This is a genomic window from Shinella sp. BE166 (assembly GCF_051201095.1).
Classification (GTDB): Bacteria; Pseudomonadota; Alphaproteobacteria; order Rhizobiales; family Rhizobiaceae; genus Shinella; species Shinella lacus.
Window position 1 is genome coordinate 163,219 of record NZ_JBPEHL010000006.1, and the last position, 25,748, is coordinate 188,966.

The 25,748-nt window shown below is 64.4% G+C and carries 27 protein-coding genes; 10 read left to right on the plus strand and 17 right to left on the minus strand.

Translation table 11 applies throughout. The features are described from left to right. Nucleotides 1–12: 12 nt before the first annotated feature. The 3 genes from J2Y63_RS17165 to J2Y63_RS17175 are packed head-to-tail and all read right to left on the minus strand — an operon-like array spanning nucleotide 13 to nucleotide 1,749. Nucleotides 13–711, minus strand: a complete 699-nt coding sequence (locus J2Y63_RS17165; RefSeq protein WP_435267071.1) for a TIGR02281 family clan AA aspartic protease — start codon at nucleotides 709–711, stop codon at nucleotides 13–15. Further along, entirely contained in the window at nucleotides 708–929 is a 222-nt protein-coding gene (locus J2Y63_RS17170) for a DUF1289 domain-containing protein (protein WP_256115577.1), read from the minus strand. Before J2Y63_RS17170 ends, J2Y63_RS17165 begins: the two co-directional genes overlap by 4 nt. A gap of 37 nt (nucleotides 930–966) precedes the next feature. Continuing rightward, a complete protein-coding gene (locus J2Y63_RS17175; protein WP_435267072.1) occupies nucleotides 967–1,749 on the minus strand; it encodes an adenosylcobinamide-GDP ribazoletransferase in 783 nt (260 codons plus the stop codon). Nucleotides 1,750–1,942: 193 nt separating this feature from the next. Here J2Y63_RS17175 and cobT point away from each other — a divergent pair, with 193 nt between their 5' ends. Beyond that, nucleotides 1,943–2,959 carry a nicotinate-nucleotide--dimethylbenzimidazole phosphoribosyltransferase gene (cobT, locus tag J2Y63_RS17180; protein WP_435267073.1) on the plus strand — a complete coding sequence of 339 codons (1,017 nt, stop codon included), beginning with the start codon at nucleotides 1,943–1,945 and terminating at the stop codon, nucleotides 2,957–2,959. A 99-nt stretch (nucleotides 2,960–3,058) separates the two neighbouring features. Then, on the plus strand, nucleotides 3,059–3,436 hold the full coding sequence (locus J2Y63_RS17185) for a diacylglycerol kinase (RefSeq protein ID WP_435267074.1): 378 nt from the start codon (nucleotides 3,059–3,061) through the stop codon (nucleotides 3,434–3,436). Nucleotides 3,437–3,438: 2 nt separating this feature from the next. On the opposite strand, the gene J2Y63_RS17190 is transcribed toward J2Y63_RS17185, so the two are convergent. Beyond that, on the minus strand, nucleotides 3,439–4,974 hold the full coding sequence (locus J2Y63_RS17190; protein WP_435267075.1) for a sensor histidine kinase: 1,536 nt from the start codon (nucleotides 4,972–4,974) through the stop codon (nucleotides 3,439–3,441). 169 nt (nucleotides 4,975–5,143) lie between these two features. Between J2Y63_RS17190 and J2Y63_RS17195 the strand changes: the two genes are divergently transcribed. From J2Y63_RS17195 to J2Y63_RS17205, 3 genes are all read left to right on the plus strand, one after another. Continuing rightward, nucleotides 5,144–5,710, plus strand: coding sequence for a thermonuclease family protein (locus J2Y63_RS17195; protein ID WP_435267076.1), 567 nt, complete (start codon nucleotides 5,144–5,146; stop codon nucleotides 5,708–5,710). A gap of 12 nt (nucleotides 5,711–5,722) precedes the next feature. Continuing rightward, the gene (locus tag J2Y63_RS17200; protein ID WP_435267077.1) at nucleotides 5,723–6,352 is read left to right on the plus strand and encodes a uracil-DNA glycosylase family protein; all 630 of its coding nucleotides are present in this window, start codon (nucleotides 5,723–5,725) and stop codon (nucleotides 6,350–6,352) included. A gap of 67 nt (nucleotides 6,353–6,419) precedes the next feature. Further along, nucleotides 6,420–6,908 carry an Lrp/AsnC family transcriptional regulator gene (locus tag J2Y63_RS17205; protein ID WP_256115585.1) on the plus strand — a complete coding sequence of 163 codons (489 nt, stop codon included), beginning with the start codon at nucleotides 6,420–6,422 and terminating at the stop codon, nucleotides 6,906–6,908. Nucleotides 6,909–6,913: 5 nt separating this feature from the next. Here J2Y63_RS17205 and J2Y63_RS17210 read toward each other — a convergent pair whose 3' ends face one another. The 8 genes from J2Y63_RS17210 to J2Y63_RS17245 form a co-directional block, all read right to left on the minus strand. Further along, on the minus strand, nucleotides 6,914–7,288 hold the full coding sequence (locus J2Y63_RS17210; RefSeq protein WP_435267078.1) for a hypothetical protein: 375 nt from the start codon (nucleotides 7,286–7,288) through the stop codon (nucleotides 6,914–6,916). Between the two features lies 1 nt (nucleotide 7,289). After that, nucleotides 7,290–8,180, minus strand: a complete 891-nt coding sequence (locus J2Y63_RS17215; RefSeq protein WP_435267208.1) for an NAD(P)-dependent oxidoreductase — start codon at nucleotides 8,178–8,180, stop codon at nucleotides 7,290–7,292. 48 nt (nucleotides 8,181–8,228) lie between these two features. Then, on the minus strand, nucleotides 8,229–9,044 hold the full coding sequence (locus tag J2Y63_RS17220) for a methyltransferase (protein ID WP_435267079.1): 816 nt from the start codon (nucleotides 9,042–9,044) through the stop codon (nucleotides 8,229–8,231). Nucleotides 9,045–9,125: 81 nt separating this feature from the next. Next, a complete protein-coding gene (locus J2Y63_RS17225; protein WP_435267080.1) occupies nucleotides 9,126–9,791 on the minus strand; it encodes a TIGR02117 family protein in 666 nt (221 codons plus the stop codon). A 126-nt stretch (nucleotides 9,792–9,917) separates the two neighbouring features. Then, nucleotides 9,918–10,184 (minus strand): usg protein, encoded by a 267-nt coding sequence (locus J2Y63_RS17230; protein WP_256115589.1) that lies wholly within the window; start codon nucleotides 10,182–10,184, stop codon nucleotides 9,918–9,920. 144 nt (nucleotides 10,185–10,328) lie between these two features. After that, a complete protein-coding gene (locus tag J2Y63_RS17235) occupies nucleotides 10,329–11,159 on the minus strand; it encodes an ABC transporter permease (protein WP_256115590.1) in 831 nt (276 codons plus the stop codon). Beyond that, a complete protein-coding gene (locus J2Y63_RS17240) occupies nucleotides 11,156–11,959 on the minus strand; it encodes an ABC transporter permease (protein ID WP_256115591.1) in 804 nt (267 codons plus the stop codon). The genes J2Y63_RS17235 and J2Y63_RS17240 overlap by 4 nt, the downstream gene beginning before the upstream one ends. A gap of 172 nt (nucleotides 11,960–12,131) precedes the next feature. Beyond that, a complete protein-coding gene (locus tag J2Y63_RS17245; protein WP_256115592.1) occupies nucleotides 12,132–12,914 on the minus strand; it encodes an ABC transporter substrate-binding protein in 783 nt (260 codons plus the stop codon). A 343-nt stretch (nucleotides 12,915–13,257) separates the two neighbouring features. Here J2Y63_RS17245 and J2Y63_RS17250 point away from each other — a divergent pair, with 343 nt between their 5' ends. The 3 genes from J2Y63_RS17250 to J2Y63_RS17260 all read left to right on the plus strand — a co-directional run bounded on the left by J2Y63_RS17250 (nucleotide 13,258) and on the right by J2Y63_RS17260 (nucleotide 18,362). Next, complete coding sequence (locus J2Y63_RS17250; protein WP_435267081.1) at nucleotides 13,258–15,390, plus strand: OmpA family protein; 2,133 nt, start codon at nucleotides 13,258–13,260, stop codon at nucleotides 15,388–15,390. A 181-nt stretch (nucleotides 15,391–15,571) separates the two neighbouring features. Next, a complete protein-coding gene (locus J2Y63_RS17255) occupies nucleotides 15,572–17,581 on the plus strand; it encodes an OmpA family protein (protein WP_435267082.1) in 2,010 nt (669 codons plus the stop codon). 148 nt (nucleotides 17,582–17,729) lie between these two features. Beyond that, entirely contained in the window at nucleotides 17,730–18,362 is a 633-nt protein-coding gene (locus J2Y63_RS17260) for a glutathione S-transferase family protein (RefSeq protein ID WP_435267083.1), read from the plus strand. Nucleotides 18,363–18,374: 12 nt separating this feature from the next. Here J2Y63_RS17260 and mobB read toward each other — a convergent pair whose 3' ends face one another. The 3 genes from mobB to J2Y63_RS17275 all read right to left on the minus strand — a co-directional run bounded on the left by mobB (nucleotide 18,375) and on the right by J2Y63_RS17275 (nucleotide 20,501). Further along, the gene (gene mobB / locus J2Y63_RS17265; protein WP_435267084.1) at nucleotides 18,375–18,899 is read right to left on the minus strand and encodes a molybdopterin-guanine dinucleotide biosynthesis protein B; all 525 of its coding nucleotides are present in this window, start codon (nucleotides 18,897–18,899) and stop codon (nucleotides 18,375–18,377) included. Beyond that, nucleotides 18,896–19,531, minus strand: a complete 636-nt coding sequence (gene mobA, locus J2Y63_RS17270) for a molybdenum cofactor guanylyltransferase MobA (RefSeq protein WP_435267085.1) — start codon at nucleotides 19,529–19,531, stop codon at nucleotides 18,896–18,898. The genes mobB and mobA overlap by 4 nt, the downstream gene beginning before the upstream one ends. 64 nt (nucleotides 19,532–19,595) lie before the next feature. Beyond that, nucleotides 19,596–20,501, minus strand: coding sequence for a DMT family transporter (locus J2Y63_RS17275; RefSeq protein ID WP_435267086.1), 906 nt, complete (start codon nucleotides 20,499–20,501; stop codon nucleotides 19,596–19,598). Between the two features lie 387 nt (nucleotides 20,502–20,888). On the opposite strand from J2Y63_RS17275, the gene J2Y63_RS17280 reads away from it, so the two are divergent. Next, nucleotides 20,889–23,429, plus strand: coding sequence for a methyl-accepting chemotaxis protein (locus tag J2Y63_RS17280; RefSeq protein WP_435267087.1), 2,541 nt, complete (start codon nucleotides 20,889–20,891; stop codon nucleotides 23,427–23,429). A gap of 60 nt (nucleotides 23,430–23,489) precedes the next feature. Here J2Y63_RS17280 and J2Y63_RS17285 read toward each other — a convergent pair whose 3' ends face one another. Together J2Y63_RS17285 and moaA are read right to left on the minus strand one after the other, a co-directional pair. After that, nucleotides 23,490–24,131: a DUF1176 domain-containing protein gene (locus tag J2Y63_RS17285; RefSeq protein WP_435267088.1), complete on the minus strand. Its 642-nt coding sequence runs from the start codon at nucleotides 24,129–24,131 to the stop codon at nucleotides 23,490–23,492. A 24-nt stretch (nucleotides 24,132–24,155) separates the two neighbouring features. Then, nucleotides 24,156–25,142 carry a GTP 3',8-cyclase MoaA gene (gene moaA, locus J2Y63_RS17290; protein WP_435267209.1) on the minus strand — a complete coding sequence of 329 codons (987 nt, stop codon included), beginning with the start codon at nucleotides 25,140–25,142 and terminating at the stop codon, nucleotides 24,156–24,158. A gap of 202 nt (nucleotides 25,143–25,344) precedes the next feature. On the opposite strand from moaA, the gene J2Y63_RS17295 reads away from it, so the two are divergent. Next, nucleotides 25,345–25,719 carry a gamma-butyrobetaine hydroxylase-like domain-containing protein gene (locus J2Y63_RS17295; protein ID WP_435267089.1) on the plus strand — a complete coding sequence of 125 codons (375 nt, stop codon included), beginning with the start codon at nucleotides 25,345–25,347 and terminating at the stop codon, nucleotides 25,717–25,719. Nucleotides 25,720–25,748 lie beyond the last annotated feature (29 nt).

A 25,748-nucleotide genomic window follows, 5' to 3' on the forward strand; every position in this document is an offset into this window, starting at 1 on the left:
TTTTCTTGCCGTTTAGTCCCTCAGCCGAAGCTCGTCGCGCGCGATCTCGATCGAGCCCAGCGTTTCCAGGAAACTCATGCCGAGCAGGCTCTGGTCGAGGCGGCCCTGTTCGGTGACCATGCCGCGGATGGTGCCGCGCAGGATGGGGCCGATCGCGACTTCGCGCAGCGTCACGGGGGCGGCGAGCGCGCGGCCGTTGGCGGTGGAGACGTCGATCGAGAAGACCAGGTTGTCCGGATTGATGCCGAGGCGCATGGCATCCTCGTAGGAGAGCACGACCGAGCTTGCGCCGGTATCGACGAGCATGCGCAGCGGCGTGCCGTCGATCGACACGTCGGCCTCGAAATGGCCGGAGACGCCCTTGTGGATCACCATGATCTGTTCGCCGCTGGCGCTCGTCGTCAGGATGGCGCGGCCGGGGATGAGGCCGGCGGTCAGGCGGTTGCCGAATTCCTGCAGGTCGAAGCGATAGAGATAACCGGCGACGAGCATGAGGATGATCAGCAGCCAGATGCCGGCCTGGCGCACGCTTTCGCCGATCTGCCGCCGGCCGGCCAGAATGCCCGCCGCCATCATCGTGGCGATGGCCGACAATGTGACGAGGCGGCCGAAATCGTTGTTGTCCATGCCCATCGTGCGGCCGCTGTCATGGTTGAGAATCAGGAAGGCGAGGCCGACGGCGAGGATGGCGAGAAGAAAATAGAACCTCATGCGTCGCCGCGCTCCCTGGCCATGCGGGTGCGGCGCGTCTCGCGCCGGGGTTTGCGTTCGACGGTGGCAAGCCGCGCCGGCAGCGCCGCCATGATGGCGCGCCGCTCCTCCGCGCTATAGAGCGTCCAGGCGCCGATCTCGTCACGCGTGCGGCCGCAGCCGAAACAGTAGCCGGTCACCATATCGATCGAACAGACGAGAATGCAGGGCGATTCCATCGCGTCTCCGGGTGTTTGCCCCTCCTATATCGGTGGGTCAGAGCGTGAGGGCAAGAGCGAAGAGCACTGACATTTCCGCGAGCTGCTCGGTCGCGCCGATCGTGTCGCCCGTATGCCCGCCGATCTTGCGCATCGCGATGCGGTTGAACACGAGAACGGCGGCGGCGGCGGCGATGAGGGTGAGGACGAGCGAGAGCAGTGTGCCGTGCGGCAGGAGCAGCAGGGCGGCGAGCAGGATGCCGCTGGCGAGCGCCATCGTCGTCGCACCCTTGTCCGGCTCCCCAACCGAGGCGGCGACGCCGTCGCGGCGGGCGGGCGGCAGGAGCGACCAGTGCCAGACCATGGCGGTGCGGCTGGCGGCGGCCACGGCAAGCAGCACCATGCCGAGGCCGGAGGGCGTGAGCACGGCGGCAAGGGCCGCGATCGCCGCGGCGCGCAGCCCGAAGGAGAGCACGAGGGCCACGGCGCCGTAAGAGCCGACGCGGCTGTCCTTCATGATGGCAAGCGCACTTTCCCGGTCCCGCCCGCCGCCGATGCCGTCCGCGCTGTCGGAGAGCCCGTCCTCGTGCAGCGCGCCGGTGACGAGCACCTGGAGCGCCAGCGTGGCGAAGGCAAGCAGGAGCGGCGGGGCGTCGATTGCCGACAGGATGGCAGCAAGCGCTGCCGAGGGCAGCACGACCAGCAGGCCGGCGAGGGGAAAGGCACGCACCGCGCGCGACAGCCGCCCGTCATGGCCGGCAAAATGGCGCTGCGGCACCGGCACGCGCGACAGGAAGGCGACAGAGCGAGCCGTGTCGTCAATGAAATCCCGGATATCCACGTCGAAGAGCCCCTCCCGGCAAAAGGGCGAGGCAAGCCGCTGCAAATGCGGTTGTCGGATTCGCGCCCTGCCTCTATTAGAGCAGTTCCAGCAAAAGTGCGTGAGCGTTTTGCGTGCCGGAACTGCGTAAAATTGATTGCTTCAGACGCCACCAACCCCGCCTTCGAAAGCCCAAAGCAAGGAATTCCCCAAGATGAGTGCCAGCGGCCTGCCGTTCGATGATTTTCGTGATTTGCTGCGCAATCTGCCCGGTCCCGATTCGGCAGCGCTCGTGGCTGCGCGCGAACGCGACAAGCAGCTCACCAAGCCGCCGGGCGCGCTCGGGCGGATGGAGGAAATCGCCTTCTGGCTCGCTGCCTGGACCGGCCGTCCGCCGGCCGTGACGCGCCCGCTCGTCGCTATCTTCGCCGGCAATCACGGCGTTACCAAGCAGGGCATCACGCCCTATCCGTCCTCGGTGACGGCGCAGATGGTGGAAAACTTTGCGGCCGGCGGTGCGGCGATCAACCAGATCTGCGTCGCCTATGACCTCGGCCTGAAGGTTTTCGACCTCGCGCTGGATTACCCGACCGCCGATATCACCGAAGAGGCGGCCCTTTCCGAGCGCGACTGCGCCGCCACCATGGCCTTCGGCATGGAAGCGGTTGCCGGCGGCACGGACCTGATCTGCATCGGCGAGATGGGCATCGGCAACACGACGATCGCCGCCGCGATCAACCTCGCGCTCTACGGCGGCACGGCGGAAGAATGGGTCGGCCCCGGCACGGGCTCGGAAGGCGAGGTGCTGAAGCGCAAGGTCGCGGCCGTGAAGAAGGCCGTCGATCTGCACCGCGCGCACCTGTCCGATCCGTTGGAAGTGCTGCGCCGCCTCGGCGGGCGCGAGATCGCGGCGATGGCGGGCGCCATCCTGGCCGCCCGCATGCAGAAGATCCCGGTCATCCTCGACGGCTATGTCGCGACCGCCGCCGGCGCCATCCTGCGCGCTGCCAATCCCTCTGCGCTCGACCATTGCCTGATCGGCCATGTTTCGGCGGAGCCCGGCCACCTGAAGTCGATCGAGAAGCTCGGCAAGACGCCGCTCCTGGCGCTCGGCATGCGGCTGGGCGAAGGCACTGGCGCGGCGCTCGCCGCAGGCATCGTCAAGGCGGCGGCCGCCTGCCATTCGGGCATGGCGACCTTCGTTCAGGCGGGCGTCAGCAACCGCACCTAGAGCGCGGTCGGCAAAAAGCCCCAAATGGTATGAATGAGACCCAGGGCATTCCCGTCATACGGGCATGCTTTATGGGCGCGGCAGAATCAGGATGTTGGAATGGGTCAGGCACCAATCAAGAAAAAGACGGGCTTCAGCCATCTCATCGCGGCGGCGACCTATTCCGCCGACGGTGCGCGGCGCCTGCTCAGCGAATCCGCCTTCCGGCACGAGCTGATCGCCTTCGGCGTCGCCATGGTGCTCTTCACCGTGGTCGGCGCCTCGTTCTTCCAATATGTCGCCATGGCGATCCTTTTCCTGCTGATGGTCGCCTTCGAGGCGCTCAACACGGCCATCGAGGAGATCGTCGACCGGGTCTCGCCGGAGATTTCGGAAATGGGCAAACATTCGAAGGATCTCGGCTCCTTCGCCGTCTTCTGCCTGATCGTCTCGAATGCCGTTTACGCCGGCTACGTCGTCGCCTCCAAGTTCATCTGAACTCAGGCGAAGCTCTTCTTGCGGGGTGCTACGGCCTGCGTCTCGGTGACGGCGGGCAGGCTCTGGAGCACGCGTTTTGCCGGCAGGATGGCGATCGCCTCGGTGCCTTCGCGCAGCTTCGATTTCAGGATGAACTCGCCATTGTGCTTGGCGAGGATGGCCTGGACGATCGGCAGGCCGAGGCCGGTGCCCTGTTCGGCGCTCTTGATAGCGATGGAGCCTTGGCCGAAGGCCGAAAGCACGACCGGGATTTCCTCTTCCGGAATGCCGGGACCGTTATCCTTGATCGAGACATATTGCCCGCCGCCGGCCGTCCAGCCGGCCTTGACGAGGATCTCGCCGCCCTGGGGGGTGAATTTCACCGCATTGGACAGAAGGTTCAGGATGACTTGGCGCAGCGCCTTTTCATCGGCCCAGACCGCCGGCATGTCGCCCTCGACCTGCTCGGCAATGGTGATGTTCTTGGCGCGGGCGCGGAGCTGGACCATACCGATGCAATCCTCGGCGATGTCGACGAGGTGCACGGAATCCTCCAACAGGTCGTATTTCCCGGCCTCGATGCGCGACAGGTCGAGGATCTCGTTGATGAGATTGAGGAGATGCTGGCCGGAGCGGTGGATGTCGGACGTGTATTCCTTATAGACCGGGTTGTTGAGCGGCCCCAGCACCTCCGTCGACATGACCTCGGAGAAGCCGAGGATCGCGTTGAGCGGCGTGCGCAACTCATGCGACATGGAGGCGAGGAAACGGGACTTCGCGAGGTTCGCCTCTTCCGCCCGGCGGCGGGCTTCGTCGGACATGGATTTCGCCACTTCCAGCTCGGCGATCAGGTCGTCCTTTTCCGATTGCGAGGAGAGCAGCTGCGCGCTGGTGTGGCGCAGGCGATGCGTCATGAAGACGAGGAACATCATGGCGGCCGCGATGATCGCGGCCATGCCGACCGTTGCGGGATCCGGTCGCAGCAGGGCGGAAATCGAAAGCGCGCCGACCGTCGGCAGGAAGGCATAGAGCACCGCATGGCGCAGCATCAGCGTGCTGATGGCGGTGACGGCGAGCGCCACGAGCAGGGAGGAGCCCTTGTAGAAATCGAAGGTGACGCCCGTGCACTGGCCGCAGGTCTGCAACGCGAAGGCCGCCCAGGTGAGGCCCATGAAGACCTGCGCGATGAGGAAGATCTGCTGCCAGCGGCGCGTGTTGTCGGCGGTGATTTCCTGCTTGCGGGCGCGGCGTGCCACGATCATGCCGAGCGCATGGACGCTCAGCGCCAGGATCGCCCAGGCGATCAGGCCGATTTCCTGCGTGAGATAGATGCCGCCGGCCGCGATCAGCACCACGACGACAGGTACGGCGAGCGCGCTCTGTGCGGCGGAGGCGATGTGGAGTTGCAACATTTCGCGCTCGAAGCCGGGCGCCAGCCCCGTCGCCGTCTGCAACCGCTCGCGAGTCGTGCGGACAGCCCGCGAAACAGCCTTGTTTCGGTGGCTGCGCGACTTGTCGACGATGATCTTGTCGGTCGAGGTACTGACGCCGGTACTCATCACACTTGCAACTGTTACGGACAGCGTTGAATTCTAGGGTCGAATCCTTAAGAAGATGCTGCCGCGCATAAACCATTTGCGAACCATTCCGGCATTTTCCGTAACGTGAATTGGGCCTCGCGCCGCCATATGACGAAACGTCAGGACTCTAGGACAGGAACGGGGTTGCATGGGACTTACGAGGCGCGCGCGTGATGTCGGCGTGGCGATGGCGATCCTGGCGCTGACGGCGCTCGTGGTCGCGCGCGTGAGCGGCGAAACAGGCGAGACGATCACCGGAGCCGCGCGCGCTGCGGATGGCGACACGCTGACGCTCGACGGCCACCGCATCCGCCTCGTCGGCATCGATACGCCGGAACTGACGCAAGTCTGCAAGCGCGACGGCGCCGACTGGCGCTGCGGTGTTGCCGCGCGCTCGCGGCTCGCCGAGTTGTTGCGCGGCGGTGCTATTACCTGCCGCACCGAGGGGACCGACAAGTACAACCGCTGGCTCGCGCGCTGCGAAACGCTGGAGGGCGACCTCGGCGAGCGCATGGTGCGTGAGGGGTTGGCGGTCGCCTATGGCGGCTACGAGGACGAGGAGCAGTTCGCCAAGGCCGAGCGCAAAGGGCTGTGGGGCTCCGAATTCGACATGCCGCAGCAATGGCGTCGGACGAACGGGCGGCCGCAGGAAGACGTGCACGATGCGGAACCGGGCGTGCTCGGCGGCATTCTGGGCGCATTAGGACTGATTTGAACGGACGACGCGATGGATGATGCGGGATTGGCAGAACTTCGCGCCGCGATTGCGGCCTGTCGGCTCTGTCGCGACGCGCCGGCGAAGGGGCCTGCCGATCGCCTGCCGCACGAGCCGCGGCCGGTCGCGGTCATCTCCGAAACCGCGCGCATCCTGATCGCAGGCCAGGCGCCGGGGCTGCGGGTGCATGGCAGCGGCCTGCCTTTCAACGATGCCTCGGGCGACCGGCTGCGCACCTGGCTCGGCGTGACGCGCGAGGAATTCTACGATCCGGCAACATTCGCCATCGTGCCGATGGGCTTCTGTTTTCCCGGGTATGATGCCCATGGCAGCGACCTGCCGCCCCGGCGCGAATGCGCACCGCTCTGGCGCGCCCGGGTGATCGGCGCCATGCCGCAGGTCGAACTGGTGCTGGCGATTGGCCAGTACGCGCAAGCCTGGCATCTGGGGGCGGCGAAGGCCGCGAGCATGACCGAGACGGTGCGCGACTGGCGGCGCCACCTCGGGCGCAACGAGGGGCCGGCGGTGCTGCCGCTGCCGCATCCGAGCTGGCGCAATACCGGCTGGCTGAAGCGCAATCCGTGGTTTGAGCAAGAGGTTCTTCCGGAGTTGCGAAAGCGGGTGAAAACTCTTACGGAATGAAATGCATTTCTTTCATTTTGCCGCTATCACGGTATATGAGGGAATTAAATTTCGTTAGGGGAAATCGATGGATCGTCTGGACCGCAAGATCCTGCGCCTTTTGCAGGAAGATTCCACGCTGGCAGTGGCGGACCTCGCCAAGAAGGTGGGTCTGTCGACCACGCCGTGCTGGCGGCGCATCCAGAAGATGGAAGAGGACGGCGTGATCCGCAAGCGCGTCGCGCTGCTCGATCCGATCAAGATCAACACCAAGGTCACGGTCTTCGTCTCGATCCGCACCAATTCGCACTCGACTGAATGGCTGAAGCGCTTTTCCGAGGTGATCGTCGAGTTTCCCGAGGTCGTCGAGTTCTACCGCATGAGCGGCGAGGTGGATTACCTGCTGCGCGTCGTCGTGCCGGATATCGGCGCCTATGACGCCTTCTACAAGCGCATGATCGCCCGCATCGAAATCCGCGATGTCTCCTCCGCCTTTGCGATGGAGCAGATCAAGTACACGACCGAGCTGCCGCTCGACTATATGATGGTGGACAACCAGAAGAGCGGCGAAGAGTAAGGCGCTTACATCTCCGGCCGCCTGAAGGTCACCGACACCGATTTCCAGGTGTCGTAGGGTGCTAGCTTTTCGAGGCCCGTGAAAGGCGCGCAGCGCACGACCGCGCGGACGGCGCTCGCCACGAAGGTCTTGGTCGCCGGATCGCCGGCGACGGGGCCGTCGACCTTGGGCGAGCCATCGAGCTCGCCCGCTTCCGTCAGCGGAAACCCAACCCGGACGGCATCGACATGGGCGGGCAGGTCCGCCGGGACGTTCCAGCATTGCGCGATCTTCTGGTGCAGCGCAGTGGCGAGCGCCAGCGCGGCGCTGTCGTCCGCCCGGACTGGTGCTGCGAGGCCCGCCAGGGTCGCGACGGCGAGCAGGGCGCGGCAGGGCGCCATGTTACTTCTTCTCCAGTCGGGCGAGCAGGGACGACGTGTCCCAGCGGTTGCCGCCCATGTCCTGCACGTCGCCGTAGAACTGGTCGATCAGGGCGGTGACGGGCAGCTTGGCGCCGTTGAGGCGGGCTTCGGACAGGACGATGCCGAGGTCCTTGCGCATCCAGTCGATGGCGAAGCCGAAATCATATTTGCCGGCGATCATCGTCTTGTGGCGGTTGTCCATCTGCCAGGAGCCAGCAGCACCCTTGGAGATGACCTCGATGACCTTCTCCATGTCGAGCCCGGCCTGCTTGCCGAAATGGATGCCTTCGGCGAGCCCCTGCACGACGCCGGCAACGCAGATCTGGTTGACCATCTTGGCAAGCTGGCCGGCGCCGGCCGGGCCCATCAGGCCGACCATGCGGGCATAGGCGTCGATGACCGGTTTCGCTTTTTCAAAGGTCGCTTCCTCGCCGCCGCACATGACGGTGAGCACGCCGTTTTCCGCGCCGGCCTGGCCGCCGGAAACGGGGGCATCGATGAAGCTAAAACCCTTGGCCCGGGTGGCGGCGTCGAGTTCACGCGCGACTTCGGCCGAGGCGGTGGTGTTGTCGATGAGGATGGCGCCGGGCTTCATGCCGTCGAGCACGCCGTCCTTGGCCGTCGTGACGGAACGCAGGTCGTCGTCGTTGCCGACGCAGGTGAAGACGAAATCGGCATCCTTTGCAGCCTCGGCCGGCGTCGCGAAGGCCTTGCCGCCGAACTCGGCTGCCCATTTTTCCGCCTTGGCAAAGGTGCGGTTGTAGACCGCCACCTCATGCCCACCCTTGACCTTCAGGTGGCCTGCCATGGGATAGCCCATGACGCCGAGACCGATGAATGCAACCTTTGCCATGCCGTAACCTCCTGCAATCTTTGGCAGGAGGTGTAGCGGATCATTGATTTCAGCGAAAGTGTTTCGTCAGCCGCGATACTTGGCAAGCACCAGATGGCCGGGGATGGGCTCGCCTTCCTCCATGCGCACGGTGATGTCGGTCATCTCGACGAGGTCGAAACCGGTCTCGTCGAGGCGCTGGCGGACATAGCCGGCGCCGTGCGCAAAACGCTGGTGCGGGCCGACCATGAAGGGGCGGCCGGCAAATGTCTCTTCCGGCAGCGTCTCGGAGGAGAAGATGAAATGGCCGCCGGCAACGAGGTTTTCGCCGGCGCCGAAGAACAGCGGTTCGAGCGCGCCGAGATAGGGCAGCACGTCGGTCGCGGTGATGAGATCGAAGGGCTCGTCGTCGTTGTCTTCGAGAAAATCGATCGCTTCGGCGACGTAGAGCGTTTCGTAGAGCTCCTTGTCATGCGCGATCTCGACCATGTTCTCCGAAAGGTCGACGCCGGTGATGTCCTCCGCCATGTCGCGCAGCGCCCCGCCGGTGAGCCCCGTGCCGCAGCCGAGGTCGAGCACGCGCTTGAAGGGGCCGAGGCCGAGCGCCTGGAACCGCTGGCGCACAAGCAGCGGCACGCAATAGCCGAGTTGCTCGACCAGTACATTGTCGAAGACTTCGGCATGCTGGTCGAAGAGGGTGGTGACATAGGCGTCGGGCGCCTTTTCCGGCGTCTCGCCGCGGCCCATCGAGGCAAGCCGCACGGCGGCCCCGCCATGGTCCTCGGGGTCGAGCGCCAGCACTTCGGCATAGGCCTTGGCGGCGGCATCGAAATCGCCGGATTTTTCCAGCGAAAGGGCGCGGTTGTAGGCGTCCGCGAGCGCGTCTTCGTCGATCTTGGTCATGGCGGGTCTCATAAGGGCCAGGCAGGACTTTGGCAATGCCGCTGCCGTGGGTAGATCTCCCGTTAGAGAAGGCGTCAGCTTTCAGTTATAGAGGTCGAGAGACAGTAACAGCGTCTTTGGAACCGGGTTCCACAGACCCGTTCGCAGTCCCGCTGCGCGGAGCGCCTGTGCCGTCCAGGTGTTGCAGCCGATCAGCGCGTTGAAATAGCCCTTGGCCTCGAAGAAGCGGTCGTTTGTTCCGTATCCTGCATTCTGGATATGCCGCCGATCACCATTGGGGTCGGTCGCGAAGCTGTCCGACGCGAAGCCGACCAGTCGTTTGAAGCCGTCATCTCCAATCTGGAAACGGGTAATGGAAGAGCCGTTGGGTGTGATGTCTCCGGCGACGTCCACATGCATGACCGCGCTGTCGACGGTGAATGCCTTCAACACAGGAATCGGTTTCAGATCCGACCAGGTCGGTGTTTCGAGATAAAAGGCGCGACCACCCCAACCGAAGATGATCCATCGTGCGTCGGGATGCGCAAGTGGCATTCCGGATTCTGCAAGGAAGGCGAAAGTGGCGCGCGTCTCGTCATCGAGCGGTATGGCGATATCCGTGTGGATGGGATTGGACAGGACAAGGATATCGCGCGTCCTTGCGGTTTCGCCGTCATGCCAGATCGGTCGCGGAAACAGCGTGCCGATCGTAACCGCGACGGCGATCACCAGGACGACGAACAGGGTGTACCGTGCGGTCTTTCGCATTGTCTCGAAGGTGCCTGCCGGGATATTCAATGCTGGCGGCAGTGGCCATTCGGGCCACAATCGTCAGCGGCGATCCGGCACTCATACACGGTCTGTCGACAGCCCGCCGGGATTTTCATCGTTTCGTCAGTGAATGATGAACTCACCCTTCAGCGCGCGCCATTCGGACGCCGAGATCAGCCGGCGGTGGACGTAGCGCACCGAATGCAGCGGGCCGTCCAGCTTCTCCTGCCAGAATTTCAGAAAACGCTTCATCTCCGGGAAATCCGGGGCGAGATCGTAGTGCTGCCAGATATAGGTCTGCAGGAACTGCTGGTGATCCGGCATGCGGTAGAGGATCTGGGCCGTGGTCATCCCGTAGCCCTTGAGCTGCATTGCCATGTCATTCGTCATAGGGACCTCATTGCTTGGTGAATGATGGTCCCTATGATTGAGCGCTTACAGGGTTAATGAAATATTGATTTTTGATGGATAGTGAGAATTTTTGTTTGAAAACAGGGTCTTGGCAGCTCTCGCCTGCAAGTGCTGCCAAGGGTCTCACCGTTTCAGGTGGCGCGTCAGGCGCAGTTCCAGCCAGGCCCAGAGATTGCGCAGCAGCTCCACGATCAGGAGATACATAAGTGCTGCCCAGAGATAGGCCTGGTAATCGAAGGTGCGCGAGAAGGCGCGGCGTGTCTCGCCCATCAGGTCGAAGACCGTGACGATGGCGACGATGGCCGAGCCCTTGATCATCAGGATGATCTCGTTGCCATAGGGACGTAGCGCGACGATCAGCGCCTGCGGCAGGATCACCTTGAAGAAGGCGACCTTCTTGGGCAGGCCGAGGGCGGCGGCGCCCTCATGCTGGCCGCGCGCCACGCTCTCGATGGCGCCGCGCAGGATTTCGGCCTGATAGGCGGCCGTGTTGAGCGTGAAGGTCAGGAGGGCGCAGTTCCAGGCATCGCGAAAGAACCACCAGAGGCCAAGCGATTTCAACTCGGCGGAGAAGCTGCCGAGGCCGTAATAGACGAGGAAGAGCTGGGTGAGCAGCGGCGTGCCGCGGAAGAAATAGACGTAGCCGTAGGCAATCCACGAGAAGACCGGGTTCTTCGACATGCGCGCGAAGGCGAGCGGCAGCGAAATGAGACCGCCGAGCACCACCGACAGCGCCACGAGCAGCAGCGTGACGCCGAGGCCGGAGAGGTAGCTGGGGCCGTATTTCGTGAATTTTTCCGGATCCCAGCCGCCGACGATCATCAGGAAGATGCCGACGGTCAGCGCCAGCCAGACGCCCATGAAAATATTGCCGAAGAAGCGGCCGGCGGTGAAGGTTTTCGGCGGGGCCGGCGGCGGGGCCTGCGGCGGGATGAGGGTGGTGACGTAGCTCATCGTGCGGCCTCCGACCGTTTGGCCCAGCTTTCGATCGAGGAGAAGACCAGCGAGGACAGGAACGCGAGCACCAGGAAGAGCAGGCAGGCGATGGCGTAGAACTCGAAGGCTTCCTTGGTGACGCGTGCGGCGACGCTCGTCTGGCGCAGGATATCCGGCAGGCCGATGACGGAGACCAGCGCGGTGTCCTTGAGAAGCGCCATCCAGAGATTGCCGAGGCCGGGAAGCGCCACGCGGATCAACTGCGGCAGGACGATGAGGCGCATGGTGCGGCCTTTGTGCAGGCCGAGCGCATACCCCGCCTCGTACTGGCCGCGCGGGATCGCCTTGAAGGCCGACAGCAGCACTTCCGAACAATAGGCGGAGAACACCACGCCGAGCGCGATCATGCCGGCGAAGAAGGCGTTGATTTCCACCGCGCCGTCATAGCCAACCGCGGCCATGAGGTTCTGCACGAGGATTTGCAGGCCGTAATAGACGATGAAGAGCGTCAGAAGCTCCGGCAGGCCGCGGAAGAGCGTGGTGTAGATGTTGGCCGACAGCCGCAGCGAGCGTTCTTCCGACTGTTTGGCCAGCGCGATGAAGAAGCCGAAGAACAGGCCGACGGGCAGGGTCGCGATGGCGAGGCTGGCCGTGACCAGGAAGCCCAGCGCGATCTCGTCGCCCCAGCCGGCGTCGCCGCATGCCAAGAGCGTGTTGCCCGCGAATAGATTGAAGATGCCGATCGGTCCGCAGAGGGGATCGATGATCCCGAGAAATGCGGATACCGCCTCGACGATGGCGGCGAAAAACCCGCTCATGCCAGAAGAACCCCCGATGCGCGCTTCGCGCTTCTTGTTAAGGCGCCTTATGCGCCCGTCTTTTCTTTATGTACAAGTTCTCAAACAAAAGGGGCGGGAGAGCAAGCCCTCCCGCCCGTGCATTCTGCTGATGGGGTCAGAAAAAACCCGCATGAAGCAGTACGTGCCGCGATCAGTCGCCGTAGACGTCGAAGGGGAAGTACTTGGCGTTGATTTCCTGATACTTGCCATTGGCGCGGATCGCCGCGACTGCAGCTGTGAACTTGTCGGCCAGCGCGGTATCGCCCTTGCGAACGGCCACGCCTGCGCCTTCGCCGTTGATGACCGGATCGATCGGCAGGGTGCCGAGCAACTTGCAGCAGGCGCCGTCCTCGGACTTCAGCCATTCGGAGAGCACGACCACGTCGTCGATCACGGCGTCGATGCGGCCGTTAGCGATGTCGAGCTTGTACTCGTCAGCCGTCGGGTAGAGCTTGACCTCGGAATCCTTCATATGCGCTTCGGCATAGTTGGAATGCGTCGTCGAGCCCTGGGCGCCGAGGAGCTTGCCGGCGAGCGCTTCCGGGGTGGCTTCCGTGATCTCGCTATCCTTCGGCACGACGATGGCCGGCGGCGTGTTGTAGTACTTCTTGGAGAAGTCGACCTGCTGCTTGCGCTCTTCGGTGATCGACATGGAGGCGATGATCGCGTCGAACTTCTTGGCGATGAGTGCCGGAATGATGCCGTCCCAGTCCTGCGTCACGAAGGTGCATTCGGCCTTCATTTCCTCGCACATCGCCTTGGCGATATCGATGTCGAAGCCGGTCAGCGTGCCGTCGGATTCGAGGTTGTTGAAGGGCGGGTAGGCGCCTTCCGTTCCGATCACGATCTTCTCGCCTTCAGCCATCGCGGAGGAGGCGAAGAGGGCGATGACCGCAGCCGAAGCTGCAAGCGTGAAACGTTTGGAAATACGCATTTTGATCCTCTCTATTATAGGCTCTCGGGTTCTTCTTGTTGTCCGGGCCTTGATGTGAAGCGGGCAGGGCTGCCCGCTTGGGTCGGATAATCGACCAATTTTCGCCAAAAAATCAACTGGTTTTCAGCCGTCTTTCCGCCCGGTTTCCCCGACAATTTCACGGCCCCTCCACTGGCCGGGCTGGCGGCGCGACCTATCTCCTGCGTCAACCGGAGCCGTTCAGGCAGGGTTAAGGCGCCGATGGCTAGGCCTTTGGACGACCATGACGGGTTCACCCACCGGCCGAAAGAGCCGGATGCACCCCTCTCGATGCAACAGACGGGACACCGTGAGGACAGAAAAAATGAGTTTCCGCTCCAGACTATTCGCAACCGTGGCACTGCCGGTGCTGTCGAGCGCGCTGATCGCCACGCCGACGCTCGCCGATGCGCTGATGAAGCCGTTCGAGGTTGCGCAGGAGAGCACCGACCAGGGCCAGGGCCAGCCGAGCGAGGAAGAACTGCTGCAGCAACAGCAGGATACCCAGCCCGCGGCTGAAGAGGAACAGCAGGGCCAGGCCGAGGAACAGAAGGCCGCCGAAGAGGCAGAGCGCGCCGCCGCCGAGCAGAAGGCTGCGGAAGAGGAAGCCCAGCGCGCCGCTGCGGACGAGCAGAAGGCCGCCGAGGAGGCGGAGCGCGCCGCTGCCGAACAGAAGGCTGCCGAGGAAGAAGCGCAACGCGCGGCCGCGGAAGAACAGCAGGCCGCCGAAGAGGCCGAGAAGGCGGCTTCAGAGCAGAAGGCTGCGGAAGACGAAGCCCAGCGTGCCGCCACAGAAGAGCAGCAACGCCAGGCCGACGAGCAGAAAGCCGCGGAGGACGCAGAGAAGGCTGCTTCCGAACAGAAGGCCGCCGAGGACGAGGCCCAGCGCGCGGCTGAGGAGCAGCGCCAGGCGGAAGAGCAGAAGGCTGCGGAAGAGCAAAAGCCGGCCGAAGACCAGCAGGCCGAGCAGCCAGTAGAACAGCCGGATGGCAGCGCTGCCGAAACGACGACGGGCGAAGAGCAGCCGGCGACCACGACCGGCGAGAGCGAACAGCAGCCGACCACCGGCGAGGGCGAGCAGCCCGCGGTCGCCGGCGAGGAAACCCCGGCCGAGACCGGCACAGAGCAACCCGCGACGGCCGAGACCGGCGAGACGCCCGCCACCGAGCCGGTGCCGGAGGTGGTCGACACGCTGACGGAAGAACAGAAGCAGGAGATCGCCGAAGATCCGGGCAAGAGCGACGAGACCGTCGTGCTGCCCGTCGAGAACGGTGCGGCCGTGCTCGACAGCGACAAGGACGCCGACAATTCCGGCGGCCAGAAGAGCCGCGACCAGCGACGCAAGCAGCGCGAAGAGCTGCGCGCCCAGGAAGAAGAGGCCCCGGTTCCCGATTCGGATGATTCCGCCCAGACGGCGATTTCCGAAGAGGTGCGCGAGGCCGTCTCGGGCAAGATCGAGGCCGGCAACAGGGAAGAGGGCAGGCGCGTCAAGCGCGCGCCGGACTTCGAGGTGCCGGAGACGACCAACATCATCAACAACACCGTGATCAACAATACGGTCATCAACAACAACACGACGATCGACAACAGCGTCACGCAGGTCAACGTCATTGAGCGCGTCGAGAACCGCACGGTGCTTGAGGTCGGCGACCAGTTGATCGTGCGCGGCGACGACCGGCCGCGCCTGCGCCGCGATTCGGAAGAGGTCTATTACGACAACCTCGCCCGTGGCCGCGTGCGCGAGACGATCGTGCGCCCCGGCGGCGTGCAGATCGTCACGATCTACAATCGTTACGGCGATATCATCCAGCGCTCGCGCGTCGGCCGGGACGGGCGGGAATATATCCTCGTCTATGCGCCGGAGCTGGAGGACGACTCGCCGCGTCCGGGCCTCGTCGATGTCGGCTATGAGCTGCCGCCGATGCGCCTGCGCATTCCGGTCAGCGACTACATCATCGACACGTCGAGCAACCCGGACCGCGACTATTACGAGTTCCTGTCCGAGCCGCCGGTGGAGCGCGTCGAGCGCGTCTACACCATCGACGAGGTGAAGCACTCGGCCCGCCTGCGCGACAAGGTCCGCCGTATCGACCTCGACACGATCACCTTCGCCACGGCGAGCGCGGAAGTGCCGATGTCCCAGGCCCGCACGCTGCGCAGCGTCGCCGACGCCATGCAGAAGGTGCTCGACAAGGATCCGGGCGAGACCTTCCTGATCGAGGGGCACACCGACGCGGTGGGTTCGGACAAGTCAAACCTCGTGCTCTCCGACGAGCGCGCCGAATCGGTCGCGAGCCTTCTGACGGACGTCTACGGCATTCCGCCGGAAAACCTCCAGACGCAGGGGTACGGCGAGCGATTCCTGAAGGTGAAGACGAGCATTGCCGAACAGCAGAACCGCCGCGTCACCATCCGCCGGGTGACGACGCTGGTACGCCCGATGGCGCGGGCGAACTGATCGCGCTTTCAAGCGTTCTAATATGGCCGCCGGTATATTGCCGGCGGCCATGTCGCATTCAGCGCGGATTCATCTGCGATGATTTAGCGTCTTTTTGAACAGTGGCGGCTTGCATTGAAACACAAAATCGCCCCAAACCCTGAAGCAAGTGCGTCAAACGCTGGCAAACGAGGAAACGCCAATGGCTAAGAGAACAACACTTCTGGCGACGGTGGCTCTGCCCATCTTTTCGCTGGTCTGGCAGCCGGTCGAAGCGGCCATGGTGCGGCCGCTGCTGCCGCAAGTCGAAAAATCCGACGTGACGACGGTGCAGAGCGAAGAAGAGGAAATCATTCGCAAGAAGCGCAATCGCGAGGAGCAGGGGGGCGGCCAGAACAAGCGCGAACGCAACCGCGAGGCCGAGCAGCAGCAGGACAATCGCCAGGAGCGCCGCAAGAAGCAGCGTGAGGCCGAGGGCGACCAGCAGCAGCAGGAGAACCGCCAGGAACGCCGCAAGAAACAACGCGAAGCTGAAGGCGACCTGCAGCAGCAGGAAAACCGCCAGGAGCGCCGCAAGAAGCAGCGTGAGGCTGAAGCCGACCAGCAGCAGCAGGAAAACCGCCAAGAGCGTCGCAAGAAGCAGCGCGAGGCTGAAGCCAACCAGCAGCAGCAGGAAAATCGCCAGGAACGCCGCAAGAAGCAGCGTGAAGCCGACGCGGATCAGCAGCAGCAGGAGCAAAACCAGGGAACCTGGCGCGCTGAGGACCGCAAGGATCAGCGTGAGCGCGAAGCCGATCGCCAAAAGCAGGAAAACACGCAGAAGACCCGTGAAGAGCGGCGTCAGAAACAGCGTGATGCCGAGGCGGATCAGCAGCGCCAGGATGCGGACCAGCAGCGTGCTCGCGAGGAACGCCGCAAGAAGCAGCGCGAGGCGGAAGCCAACCAGAAGCAGGACGACCAGAAGGCACGCCAGGAACGCCGAGAAAAGCAGCGCGAGGCCGAGCGGGAAGGCAAGCGTCCGGACGAGACGGCCGGCCGGCCGCGCCGCGAGCGCGACAAGGACCGCGAGCGCATCGCGCGCGACCCGTCCGGCACGACGGACACGATCGAGCTGCCGTTCACCGACGGTGCCGCCGTGCTCGACAGTGACAAGGACTGGGACAACCGCCGCGACCGCTCGCGCGACGAGCTGCGTCGCGAGCGCAAGGAGAAGCGCCGTGACGTGCGCGTGCGCGTTCCCGAATCCGACCGCGATGCGCAGGTCGGCTGGGAAGGCGACCGGGTTCGCTACGAATCGGGTGACCGCGAGCGCGGCGAGCGCCGTGACCGCCGGCCGCGTTACGACGAGCGGGACGGCTGGCGCGTCGAGCGCGAAATCGATGACCGCACCGTGATCAATTTCGACGGCGGCATCATCGTGCGCTCTGACGACGGGCGTCGCCTGTCGCGTCGCGCCACGGAGACCTATTACGAGGATCTGCCGAACGGCCGCACCCGTGAGGTCATCGTGCGCCCGAACGGCGACCGCGTCGTCACCATCCGCAACCGCTACGGCGATATCATCCAGCGCTCGCGCATCGATGGCGGCGGCCGCGAATATGTCATGTACTACGCGCCGGAAATCGACCGCGACAGCCGGCCGACCTTCGTCGATCCCGGCGAACGCCTGCCGCCGATGCGCCTGACGATCCCGGTCGATGAATATATCATCGACACGTCGGCGGAAGACGACACGGACTATCGTGCCTTCCTCGATCGTCCGCCGGTGGAGCCGGTCGAGCGCGTCTACTCGCTCGACGAGGTGAAATACTCGGCCCGTATCCGCGACAAGGTGCGCCGTATCGACCTCGATACGATCACCTTCGCGACCGGCTCGGCGGATATTTCGATGAACCAGGCCTCGACGCTGAAGCGGGTGGCGGATGCGATGAATGAGATCCTCGACAAGGATCCGGGCGAGACCTTCCTGATCGAGGGCCATACGGATGCGGTCGGTTCTGACGAATCGAACCTCGTGCTTTCCGACGAACGCGCCGAGGCCGTCGCCAACATCCTGACCGACGTCTACGACATCGCGCCGGAAAACCTGGCGACGCAGGGTTACGGCGAGCGCTTCCTGAAGATCGACACCGATGCTTCGGAACAGCTCAACCGCCGCGTCACCATCCGCCGCGTCACGCCGCTGGTGAAGCCGGTCGCGATGGCCGAATAATCGGCGTTAGCCGACGAGATGAAGAAGGCCGCGGGAGAAATTCCGCGGCCTTGTTTTTTGGGCGCGAAAGTTTTTCTGGCGCCGGCTGTCGGCTCGGGCATTCTTCCGGCGTCCTTTGGAAATCGTGAGAAGCTGGAGGAGAACGGCGATGATGAAACTCTATGGATTTGGCCCGACGCGCTCGCTTCGTGCGCTATGGGCGCTTCAGACGCTCGATGCGGAATTCGAGTTCGTGCCCGTCAACGTGATGGCCGGCGAAAACTATCAGCCCGATTTCCTGCGCCTCAATCCGGCCGGGAAAATCCCTGTCCTGGTGGATGGCGATCTCGTCCTGACGGAGTCCGCGGCGATCGTCTTCTATCTGGCGGAGAAGTACGGCGCCAAGGGCCTGATGCCGGCTGACCTGAAGGAACGGGCGCAGGCCTATCGCTGGGCCTTGTTCGCCGTCACCGAGCTGGAACAGCCGGTGTGGCGCATCACCAAACACACGATGTTATACGACGAGGACAAGCGCCTGCCCGGCGATATCGCGCTCGCTCGTGAAGAGTTCACGGCCATGGCAAAGGTGCTGGAGCGCCACATGGAGGGGCGCACGTTCATCGTCGGCGACCGGATGAGCGTCGCCGATTGCGTGACCGCCTATGTGCTCGACTGGGCCAATGAATGCGAGCTTCTGGGCGGCTGTCCCGGTCTCCAGGCCTATCTTGAGCGGATGTATGCGCGTCCCGAGGCGCCGCAGCGCATCGCCAAAGCCTTCGCGGACGTCCAGTCCGCCGCCTGACGGCGGGTTGCGTCAAGCCGTTGAGGGTTTTGCGAGGCCGGTTACTGCCACGACGAAATCGGCGATGCTTTTGGTGTCGTCGAGATCGAAGACGGGCAGCGTGGTGTCGGTGACCGGGTGATCGGCGGCGATGGCTGCGATATGCGGGTCTTCCGGCGCAAGCGGGATGCTGTTGGCAGCTTCCAGCCGGCGGGCCTCGATTTTCGGGATCGGCTCGCGCTTGTAGCCTTCGATCAGTACGAGGTCGCAGGGGGCGAGGCGGGCGAGGATTTCTTCGAAACTCGGCTCCGGTGCGCCGCGCAGCTCATGCATGATGGCGTAGCGCGTGCCGGAGACGATGGTCACCTCATGCGCCCCGGCCTGGCGGTGGCGGTAACTGTCGGCGCCGACCTTGTCGATGTCGAAATCGTGGTGGGCATGTTTGATGGTCGAGACCAGGTAGCCGCGGGCGACGAGCTCGGTCACCAGCCGCACGGCGAGCCCGGTCTTGCCGGAATTCTTCCAGCCGGCAATGCCGAAGATCTTTGGCCGCGTCATCGCTCCAGCACCCAGAGCCAGTTTTCCGCCTCGTCGAGATCGTCCGGCGTGTTGATGTTGAAGAACGGGTCGAATTCGCCGCGCGGCGTGTCGATCAGCGGGAAGGTGAGGTCGCGCGCCTGGTGGCGTTCGAGGTAGCTGCGCACCCGCAACGCCCCGCCGCCGGCAAGCCATTCCGAAAGGTCGGTGGCGAGTGTGACCGGCCACAGCGCGAAGACGGGATGCAGGCCGCTGACCGAGCGGGCGACGGCCATGCGCTCCGGCGTGTCGATGACGCGGGCGAGCCGGGCGACGAGGTCGGTCGGGAAGAACGGGCTGTCCGTCGGCACGGTGGCGACGTGGCTCGCCTCCGGGTGGTGGCGCTTGGCATAGTCGAGGGCGGCGAGCACGCCGCCGAGGGGACCGGCGCGCGCGGCGTCGAGATCGGCGAAGACCGGCAGTTCCTCGCCGCGTTCGAACAGCACGGGGCCATTGGCATTGACCGCGACGGCGGAGACCTGCGGGCGCAGTCGCCGGGCGGCGCGATCGATGAGCGCGGCGCCGCCGAGACGGATGCGCGCCTTGTCCTGCCCCATGCGGGAGGAAAGCCCGCCGGCGAGGATCACGCCCAATATCGCTTGTGCCGGTGCCATCTCGCTCCCATCGGCAGGTTGTTCCCATCCGATCTAGTCGGTGCGGCTCTGGCTCGCAACCCTGTCAGGGCGATTCCGGCTTCGACTCTTGTGCGACGGCCGGCACCCGGCGGCGGTTCTCGCGGTAGAAGGTGTAGAGGCCGGAGGCGACGATGATCAGAACGCCGACTGTCATCCAGACATCCGGTATCTCGCCGAAGAACAGGAAGCCGATGGCGATCGCCCAGATGAGGCTCGTATAGCGGAAGGGGGCGATGAAGGATATTTCGCCCGTGCGCATGGCGAGGATGATCGCCTGGTAGCCGACGAGCAGCAGCACGCTGGCAATCGCTAGCCGGCTAAGCACATCGCCCGACATCGGCTGCCAGCCGCCCATCGGCACGATCAGCGCCCCGCCGACGACCGTGATCGACGTTGCGGTGATGACGCTGATGAAAAGGGTGGAAACGTTCGGGTCGATGCGGCGGGTCGCAAGATCGCGCGCGGCAGCGCCGACGACCGAGGCGATGACATAGACCGCCGCCATCGAAAACCCTTCCGGGCCGGGGCGAATGACGATGAGCACCCCGGCAAAACCGGCGATGATGGCGAGCCAGCGCCGCCAGCCGACCTGTTCGCCGAGGAAGAGGGCGGCGCCGAGCGTGACGGCGAGCGGCAGCGCCTGGAGGATCGAGGCGGTGTTGGCGAGCGGCATGGCGCCGAGCGCGGAAATATAGGCGAGCGAGGCGAGGATTTCGGCGACGAGCCGCAGCAAGAGCGCCGGCTGCAGCACGACGCGCCAGGAGCCGAGTGCGCCCATCCACCAGGCGATGGCGACGACGAGCACGGTCGTCATCAGCCCGCGCACGAACATGATCTGGCCGACATTCATGGCATCGGTGACGGATTTGACCAGTGCGTCGTTGCAGGTGAAGCCGGCCATGGCGACCACCATGAAGAGGGCGCCCTTGGCATTTGCGGTGGAGTTCATGCGGGTGATTCCAGGCGATTGTCCTTCCCTCATAGGCACATTGTCGGCCGGGTGCCATCACTAGATCGACTGGAACAAACGGGATGGTTGCCGAAGGAAGCGGCGAATGAGCGTGTTTTGGGCACGAAACGATGACGATTTCGGCGCAACAGCTTGAATTTCTGCTGCTTTGGCGAAGCATTTCATTAAGCTTCCCCACCTATCGTTGCGTCATCCCAATGAACGATCGCATGATGCGACGGGTGAGGGCAGGCCGTCTGGTGGAAGATCGGCCGAATGCCCCGACATGAAGTGCCGGCCGCGCTCCCGATGGTGAGCCGAGCGGCCCCTTCGGCTTTGACAGACACCCGACGGGATCTTGGTCGTCATAAAAACGTCGGGGAACCCATGTCCTTCATTGACCGCCTGCTCCAGCAGCGCCGCATCGTTACAAAGGTGCTGCTGTTCGTCATTCCTCTCGTCGCGCTGATCGCCGGTATCGGCCTTGTCGGTTATTTCACCGCGAGCACGCTGAACGGCCACATGACGGTCACCCGCGAGACGATCAACAGCCTGTCGCATTTCCAGAACCTGCGCAGCGGATTGCAGGATTTCGTCGACAAGCCCGCGCAGGAGACGCGCGACGCGCTCTCTGCGCGGATCGACGAGCAAGATGCCGGCATCCACGATCTCGACGCGCTGCTGCCCGATGCGGGCGAAAAGGCAAAGATCGCCTCCGTCGTGGCGCTGGCCGGCACCATGCGCGCCCAGACCGAGACGCTCTGGGCAATCGACCAGGAGCGCAACGCCGTGACCGCGGAGCTCGAAGGATCGCTTGCGGCGATGGCCAAGGACGGCGCCTTTGCCGAAAAGCAGATCGGCGTCATCCGCAGCGAATCCGGCGAGAAGGAAGCCTTCGCCAAGGCTCTTCTGTTCGATGCCGCCGCCTATCAGGGCCTTGCCGAACGCATCGGCAAGTTCCGCAAGCCCGTCGCGCTGGCCATGAAGCCGGAGGACAAGGTGAAGGCGGCCGAGACCTACCTGCCGCAGCTTCTCAAGCAGCTTGCCGAATCGAAGGCGATCGCCTCGCCCAAGGCGCTGGAACAGATCAAGGTCTTCGAGGTGGAAGTCGCCGCGGTACAGGCCATCCTTGCAGGCACCGACGACGCGGAGGCCAAGAAGGCGAAATTCGTGCCGGTGCTGTCCAAGCTCGCGAAGTTCGATGCCGATTTCCTGAAGGAAGCCGGCAAGAACTCCGACACCGCCGCCAAGCGTTTTGTCGGTATGGATGCGGAGATCGTGCTGCTCAAGACGCTGATCACGCTGATGGGCGACACCTTCAAGGGCATCGACGAAACCCGCCTGCATATCAGCGAGCTGCACCGCAAGCTCGACCAGCCGAGCCGCGACGCCGTGCTTGCGGACGTCAAGGCCGTGGCCGCTAGCGCCGCCGAACTCGCAAAGCTCGGCACGAAGAATGCGGCGTTGCGTGATCTCTCCGACAAGCTCGCGCCCTCGCTCGTCAAGATCGAGAAGGGCACGCAGGACCTGATCTCCGTCGGCGAAAAATGGCAGGCCGCGCGCGTCGCCGCCTCCGCTTCCGTGGCGGATGCCAGCCAGACGCTCGAACAGTTCGTGTCGAGCGCCCAGGAGGCCGGCAAGAAGGACAGCCAGCGCTCGGCCAATGTCTCGATCATCGCCATGGTCGCCGGCACGCTGCTCGCCATCATCGGCGGCCTGATGCTCGTCGAAACGCTGCGCGGACCGCTGCGGCGCGTCAACGAAGCCATGTCGCGGCTGGCGAGCGGCGATCTCGACATCAGCATCGATGGCCGCAACCGCGGCGACGAGATCGGCGACATGGTGCGCTCGGTCGCCGTCTTCCGCGATGCCGCGCGCGAAAACGTGCGCCTCGAACAGGAAGCGGAAACCCAGCGCCAGCTGACGGCCGAGGAGCAGGCGCGCCGCGCCAGCGAGCAGGCCCGCATCGAAGCCGACCAGACCGAGGCGCTCACCGCCCTGTCCGACGTGCTCGGCCAGCTTGCCGCCGGCAATCTCGAAGAGAGCATGACGGAGGCGCTCGCCGCCGAATATGTCGCGATGGCCCGCACCTACAACAATGCCGTCGAGGCGCTGCGCGTCACGCTGTCGGACGTTCGTGCGACGACGGTTGAGATCAACGGCGGCACCAGCAACCTCGCCACCTCCGCCGACGATCTGGCGCGCCGCACCGAACAGCAGGCGGCAGCGCTGGAGGAAAGCTCGCGGGCATTGCGCCAGCTGACCGAAATCGTCCGCTCCACCGCCGAAAGCGCCCAGAAGACCGCGGTTTCGGTCGACGAGACGCACAGCTATGCCAAGCGCTCCGGCGAGGTCGTGTCTAAGGCGGTCGACGCCATGGACCAGATCAAGAAATCCTCGGAGAAGATCAGCACGATCATCGGCGTCATCGACGAGATCGCCTTCCAGACCAACCTCCTGGCGCTGAATGCCGGGGTGGAAGCGGCGCGTGCCGGTGAAGCCGGCCGCGGCTTCGCGGTCGTCGCGCAGGAAGTGCGCGAGCTTGCCCAGCGTTGCGCAGGTGCGGCCCGCGAGATCAAGGGCCTGATTTCCGACAGCTCGGCGCAGGTCCGCAACGGCGTTTCGCTCGTCACCGAGACCGGCGAGGCGCTGACTGTTATCAACGAGCACATCTCGTCGATCCACACGCTGGTCGGCAAGATCGAGGCTGCCGCTGCCGCGCAGTACGAAGGCATCAACGAGGTGAACCAGGCGGTGCACCAGGTCGAGCTCATCACACAGCAGAACGCGGCGATGGTGGAGGAAAACACCGCGGAAATCCACGGCCTGCGCCGCCGCGTCGAAAACCTCAACGAGAAGATCGACCACTTCAAAACACGCGATCTCGACACCCGGGACGGTTTCGGGCGGCAGCATTACGCGGCCTGAGCCTAGGCTCTTTTGGACATGAAAAGGCCGGGCGAAAGCCCGGCCTTTTTCGTTTGGAACCTACTTGCCGGCCTCGTAGACGACGTAGCTCTCAGGCACCGCCGGGTCCTGTTCGCCATAGGTCGGGTCGACTTCGAAGCGGGTCAGCACGAAGTCGCCGTTGATGAAGGTCCAGGTGCCGCTGTCCCAGGCGTCGCCGATGCCGCGCCAGGCGGTGTGGCTGGTGATGGTGCGTTTTTCCGCGTCGTAGGTCGCGTTCACCAGCAGTCCGGTGGCGCGGAAGCCGCGCACCTTCGGCTCGGCCTTAAGCTTGCCCATCTCGTCGTCGGTATAGGCATAGTCGAGATCGGGCGTGGCGAAGGCGACGAGTTTCGGCGATTCCGTGTCGCTCACCTTCAGCACGAAGGCGTGGCGGACATTGTAGGCGCCGGAGCCGCAGAACAGCTGGTAGAGTTCTGCCTCGATTTCCGGATCAGCCGCCGACTGGTAGCTCGCGCGATAGGAGAAGCGATAGACCGAATGGCCGAAGCCTTCGCCGTCCGGCTCGGCCATCGGCACTTCCGTCATGCCGTTCATGTCGCAATCCGTGCCGAAGGCGGCCTTGGCGACGGCTTCAGCGGCGGCAAGGCCTTCAGGGCGATCGGCTGCGAAGGTGATGGAGGGCAGGGCGGCGCAGAGGAGGGCGGCCAGAAGGGTTTTCACCGAAACCTCGCTGTTGGGCAGCGCTCAGCCGCCTGTGACGCTCATGTGGCGGGCGACGGCCGGGCGGTTGCGGCGGTCGATGATGAAATCGTGGCCCTTCGGCTTGCGGCCGATCGCCTCGTCGATCGCCTGCGACAGCAGGGCGTCGTCCTCGGAGGCGCGCAGCGGCACGCGCAGGTCGGCCGCGTCGTTCTGGCCGAGGCACATGTAGAGCGTGCCGGTGCAGGTGAGGCGCACGCGATTGCAGCTTTCGCAGAAATTATGCGTCATCGGCGTGATGAAGCCGAGGCGGCCGCCGGTTTCCGCGACCGTGACGTAACGCGCCGGCCCGCCGGTGCGGTAGGCGTTTTCGGTCAGCGTAAACTCTTCCGCGAGCCGTTCGCGCATTTCGGACAGCGGCAGGTAGCGGTCGGTGCGGTCTTCCTCGATCTCGCCCATCGGCATGGTTTCGATGAGGGTGAGGTCCATCCCGCGGCCATGCGCCCAGCGCATCAGCTCGGAAATCTCGCGATCGTTGAAATCCTTCAGCGCGACGGCGTTGATCTTGATCTTCAGGCCGGCAGCCTGTGCCGCATCGATGCCTTCCATGACCTTCGAAAGCTCACCCCAGCGGGTGATCGTCTTGAATTTCTGCGGATCGAGCGTATCGAGCGAGACGTTGATGCGGCGCACCCCGCAATCGGCAAGCTCGGCCGCGTGTTTGGCGAGCTGGGAGCCGTTGGTGGTGAGCGTCAGTTCGTCGAGGCGCCCGTCCTGCACCTGATGGCCGAGTTCACGCACGAGATGCATGATGTTCTTGCGCACCAGCGGCTCGCCGCCGGTTAGCCGCAGCTTGCGCACGCCCTTGGCGATGAAGGCGGAACAGAGCCGAGTGAGCTCTTCCAGCGTCAGCAGGTCCTTCTTCGGCAGGAAGGTCATGTTTTCCGCCATGCAATAGGTGCAGCGGAAATCGCAGCGATCCGTCACCGAGACGCGCAGATAGGTGATCGCCCGCCCGAAGGGGTCGATCATCGGTGCGTCGGACTGCGCAATGCGGCCCGCGCCATCCCATGGTCCTGCAAACGAATTCAAAACACAGCCTCCGTTCCCGGATATGTCGTGCGCGCGGGGCGCACCGTCAAGCCGGTGCGGCGATTATGGCAGCATTTTCCGCCTTGCACATCCCCGGCTTGCGGCATAGTCCTTCGCGCAAAGGCGATGGAAAGGTAATGGCATGAGCGATCTGTGGCCGACGGAACTGCGGGTCTCCAAGGACCGCCAGCGCCTCGTCGTGACGTTCAACGACAACCAGAGTTTCGACCTTTCGGCGGAACTTTTGCGCGTGCTTTCGCCCTCCGCGGAAGTGCAGGGCCATGGGCCGGGCCAGAAGGTGACGGTGCCGGGCAAGCGCAATGTCGCGATCATCTCGATGATCCCGACCGGCAATTATGCCGTGCGCATCGGCTTCGACGACCTTCACGATACTGGTATCTTCACGTGGTCCTATCTGCGCGAAGTCGGGGAAAAGGGCGCGGAGCTCTTCGCCGACTACGAACGCGACCTTGCGGAGAAAGGCATGAGCCGCGATATGTCGGAGAAACCGCGGTAACATTTCGGACTGCCTCCAAGAAGGTAGCG

Bases quoted from the DNA above. Each gene is read 5' to 3' on its own strand.
- J2Y63_RS17220 (WP_435267079.1), bottom strand. From the start codon at position 9,044: ATGACCAAGATCGACGAAGACGCGCTCGCGGACGCCTACAACCGCGCC.
- J2Y63_RS17200 (WP_435267077.1), top strand. From the start codon at position 5,723: ATGGATGATGCGGGATTGGCAGAACTTCGCGCCGCGATTGCGGCCTGT.
- J2Y63_RS17195 (WP_435267076.1), top strand. From the start codon at position 5,144: ATGGGACTTACGAGGCGCGCGCGTGATGTCGGCGTGGCGATGGCGATC.
- J2Y63_RS17230 (WP_256115589.1), bottom strand. From the start codon at position 10,184: ATGACGAATGACATGGCAATGCAGCTCAAGGGCTACGGGATGACCACG.
- cobT (WP_435267073.1), top strand. From the start codon at position 1,943: ATGAGTGCCAGCGGCCTGCCGTTCGATGATTTTCGTGATTTGCTGCGC.
- J2Y63_RS17235 (WP_256115590.1), bottom strand. From the start codon at position 11,159: ATGAGCTACGTCACCACCCTCATCCCGCCGCAGGCCCCGCCGCCGGCC.
- mobB (WP_435267084.1), bottom strand. From the start codon at position 18,899: ATGACGCGGCCAAAGATCTTCGGCATTGCCGGCTGGAAGAATTCCGGC.
- moaA (WP_435267209.1), bottom strand. From the start codon at position 25,142: ATGATCGACCCCTTCGGGCGGGCGATCACCTATCTGCGCGTCTCGGTG.
- mobA (WP_435267085.1), bottom strand. From the start codon at position 19,531: ATGGCACCGGCACAAGCGATATTGGGCGTGATCCTCGCCGGCGGGCTT.
- J2Y63_RS17165 (WP_435267071.1), bottom strand. From the start codon at position 711: ATGAGGTTCTATTTTCTTCTCGCCATCCTCGCCGTCGGCCTCGCCTTC.
- J2Y63_RS17280 (WP_435267087.1), top strand. From the start codon at position 20,889: ATGTCCTTCATTGACCGCCTGCTCCAGCAGCGCCGCATCGTTACAAAG.
- J2Y63_RS17260 (WP_435267083.1), top strand. From the start codon at position 17,730: ATGATGAAACTCTATGGATTTGGCCCGACGCGCTCGCTTCGTGCGCTA.
- J2Y63_RS17170 (WP_256115577.1), bottom strand. From the start codon at position 929: ATGGAATCGCCCTGCATTCTCGTCTGTTCGATCGATATGGTGACCGGC.
- J2Y63_RS17250 (WP_435267081.1), top strand. From the start codon at position 13,258: ATGAGTTTCCGCTCCAGACTATTCGCAACCGTGGCACTGCCGGTGCTG.
- J2Y63_RS17210 (WP_435267078.1), bottom strand. From the start codon at position 7,288: ATGGCGCCCTGCCGCGCCCTGCTCGCCGTCGCGACCCTGGCGGGCCTC.
- J2Y63_RS17185 (WP_435267074.1), top strand. From the start codon at position 3,059: ATGGGTCAGGCACCAATCAAGAAAAAGACGGGCTTCAGCCATCTCATC.
- J2Y63_RS17205 (WP_256115585.1), top strand. From the start codon at position 6,420: ATGGATCGTCTGGACCGCAAGATCCTGCGCCTTTTGCAGGAAGATTCC.
- J2Y63_RS17295 (WP_435267089.1), top strand. From the start codon at position 25,345: ATGAGCGATCTGTGGCCGACGGAACTGCGGGTCTCCAAGGACCGCCAG.
- J2Y63_RS17255 (WP_435267082.1), top strand. From the start codon at position 15,572: ATGGCTAAGAGAACAACACTTCTGGCGACGGTGGCTCTGCCCATCTTT.
- J2Y63_RS17275 (WP_435267086.1), bottom strand. From the start codon at position 20,501: ATGAACTCCACCGCAAATGCCAAGGGCGCCCTCTTCATGGTGGTCGCC.
- J2Y63_RS17240 (WP_256115591.1), bottom strand. From the start codon at position 11,959: ATGAGCGGGTTTTTCGCCGCCATCGTCGAGGCGGTATCCGCATTTCTC.
- J2Y63_RS17245 (WP_256115592.1), bottom strand. From the start codon at position 12,914: ATGCGTATTTCCAAACGTTTCACGCTTGCAGCTTCGGCTGCGGTCATC.
- J2Y63_RS17190 (WP_435267075.1), bottom strand. From the start codon at position 4,974: ATGAGTACCGGCGTCAGTACCTCGACCGACAAGATCATCGTCGACAAG.
- J2Y63_RS17225 (WP_435267080.1), bottom strand. From the start codon at position 9,791: ATGCGAAAGACCGCACGGTACACCCTGTTCGTCGTCCTGGTGATCGCC.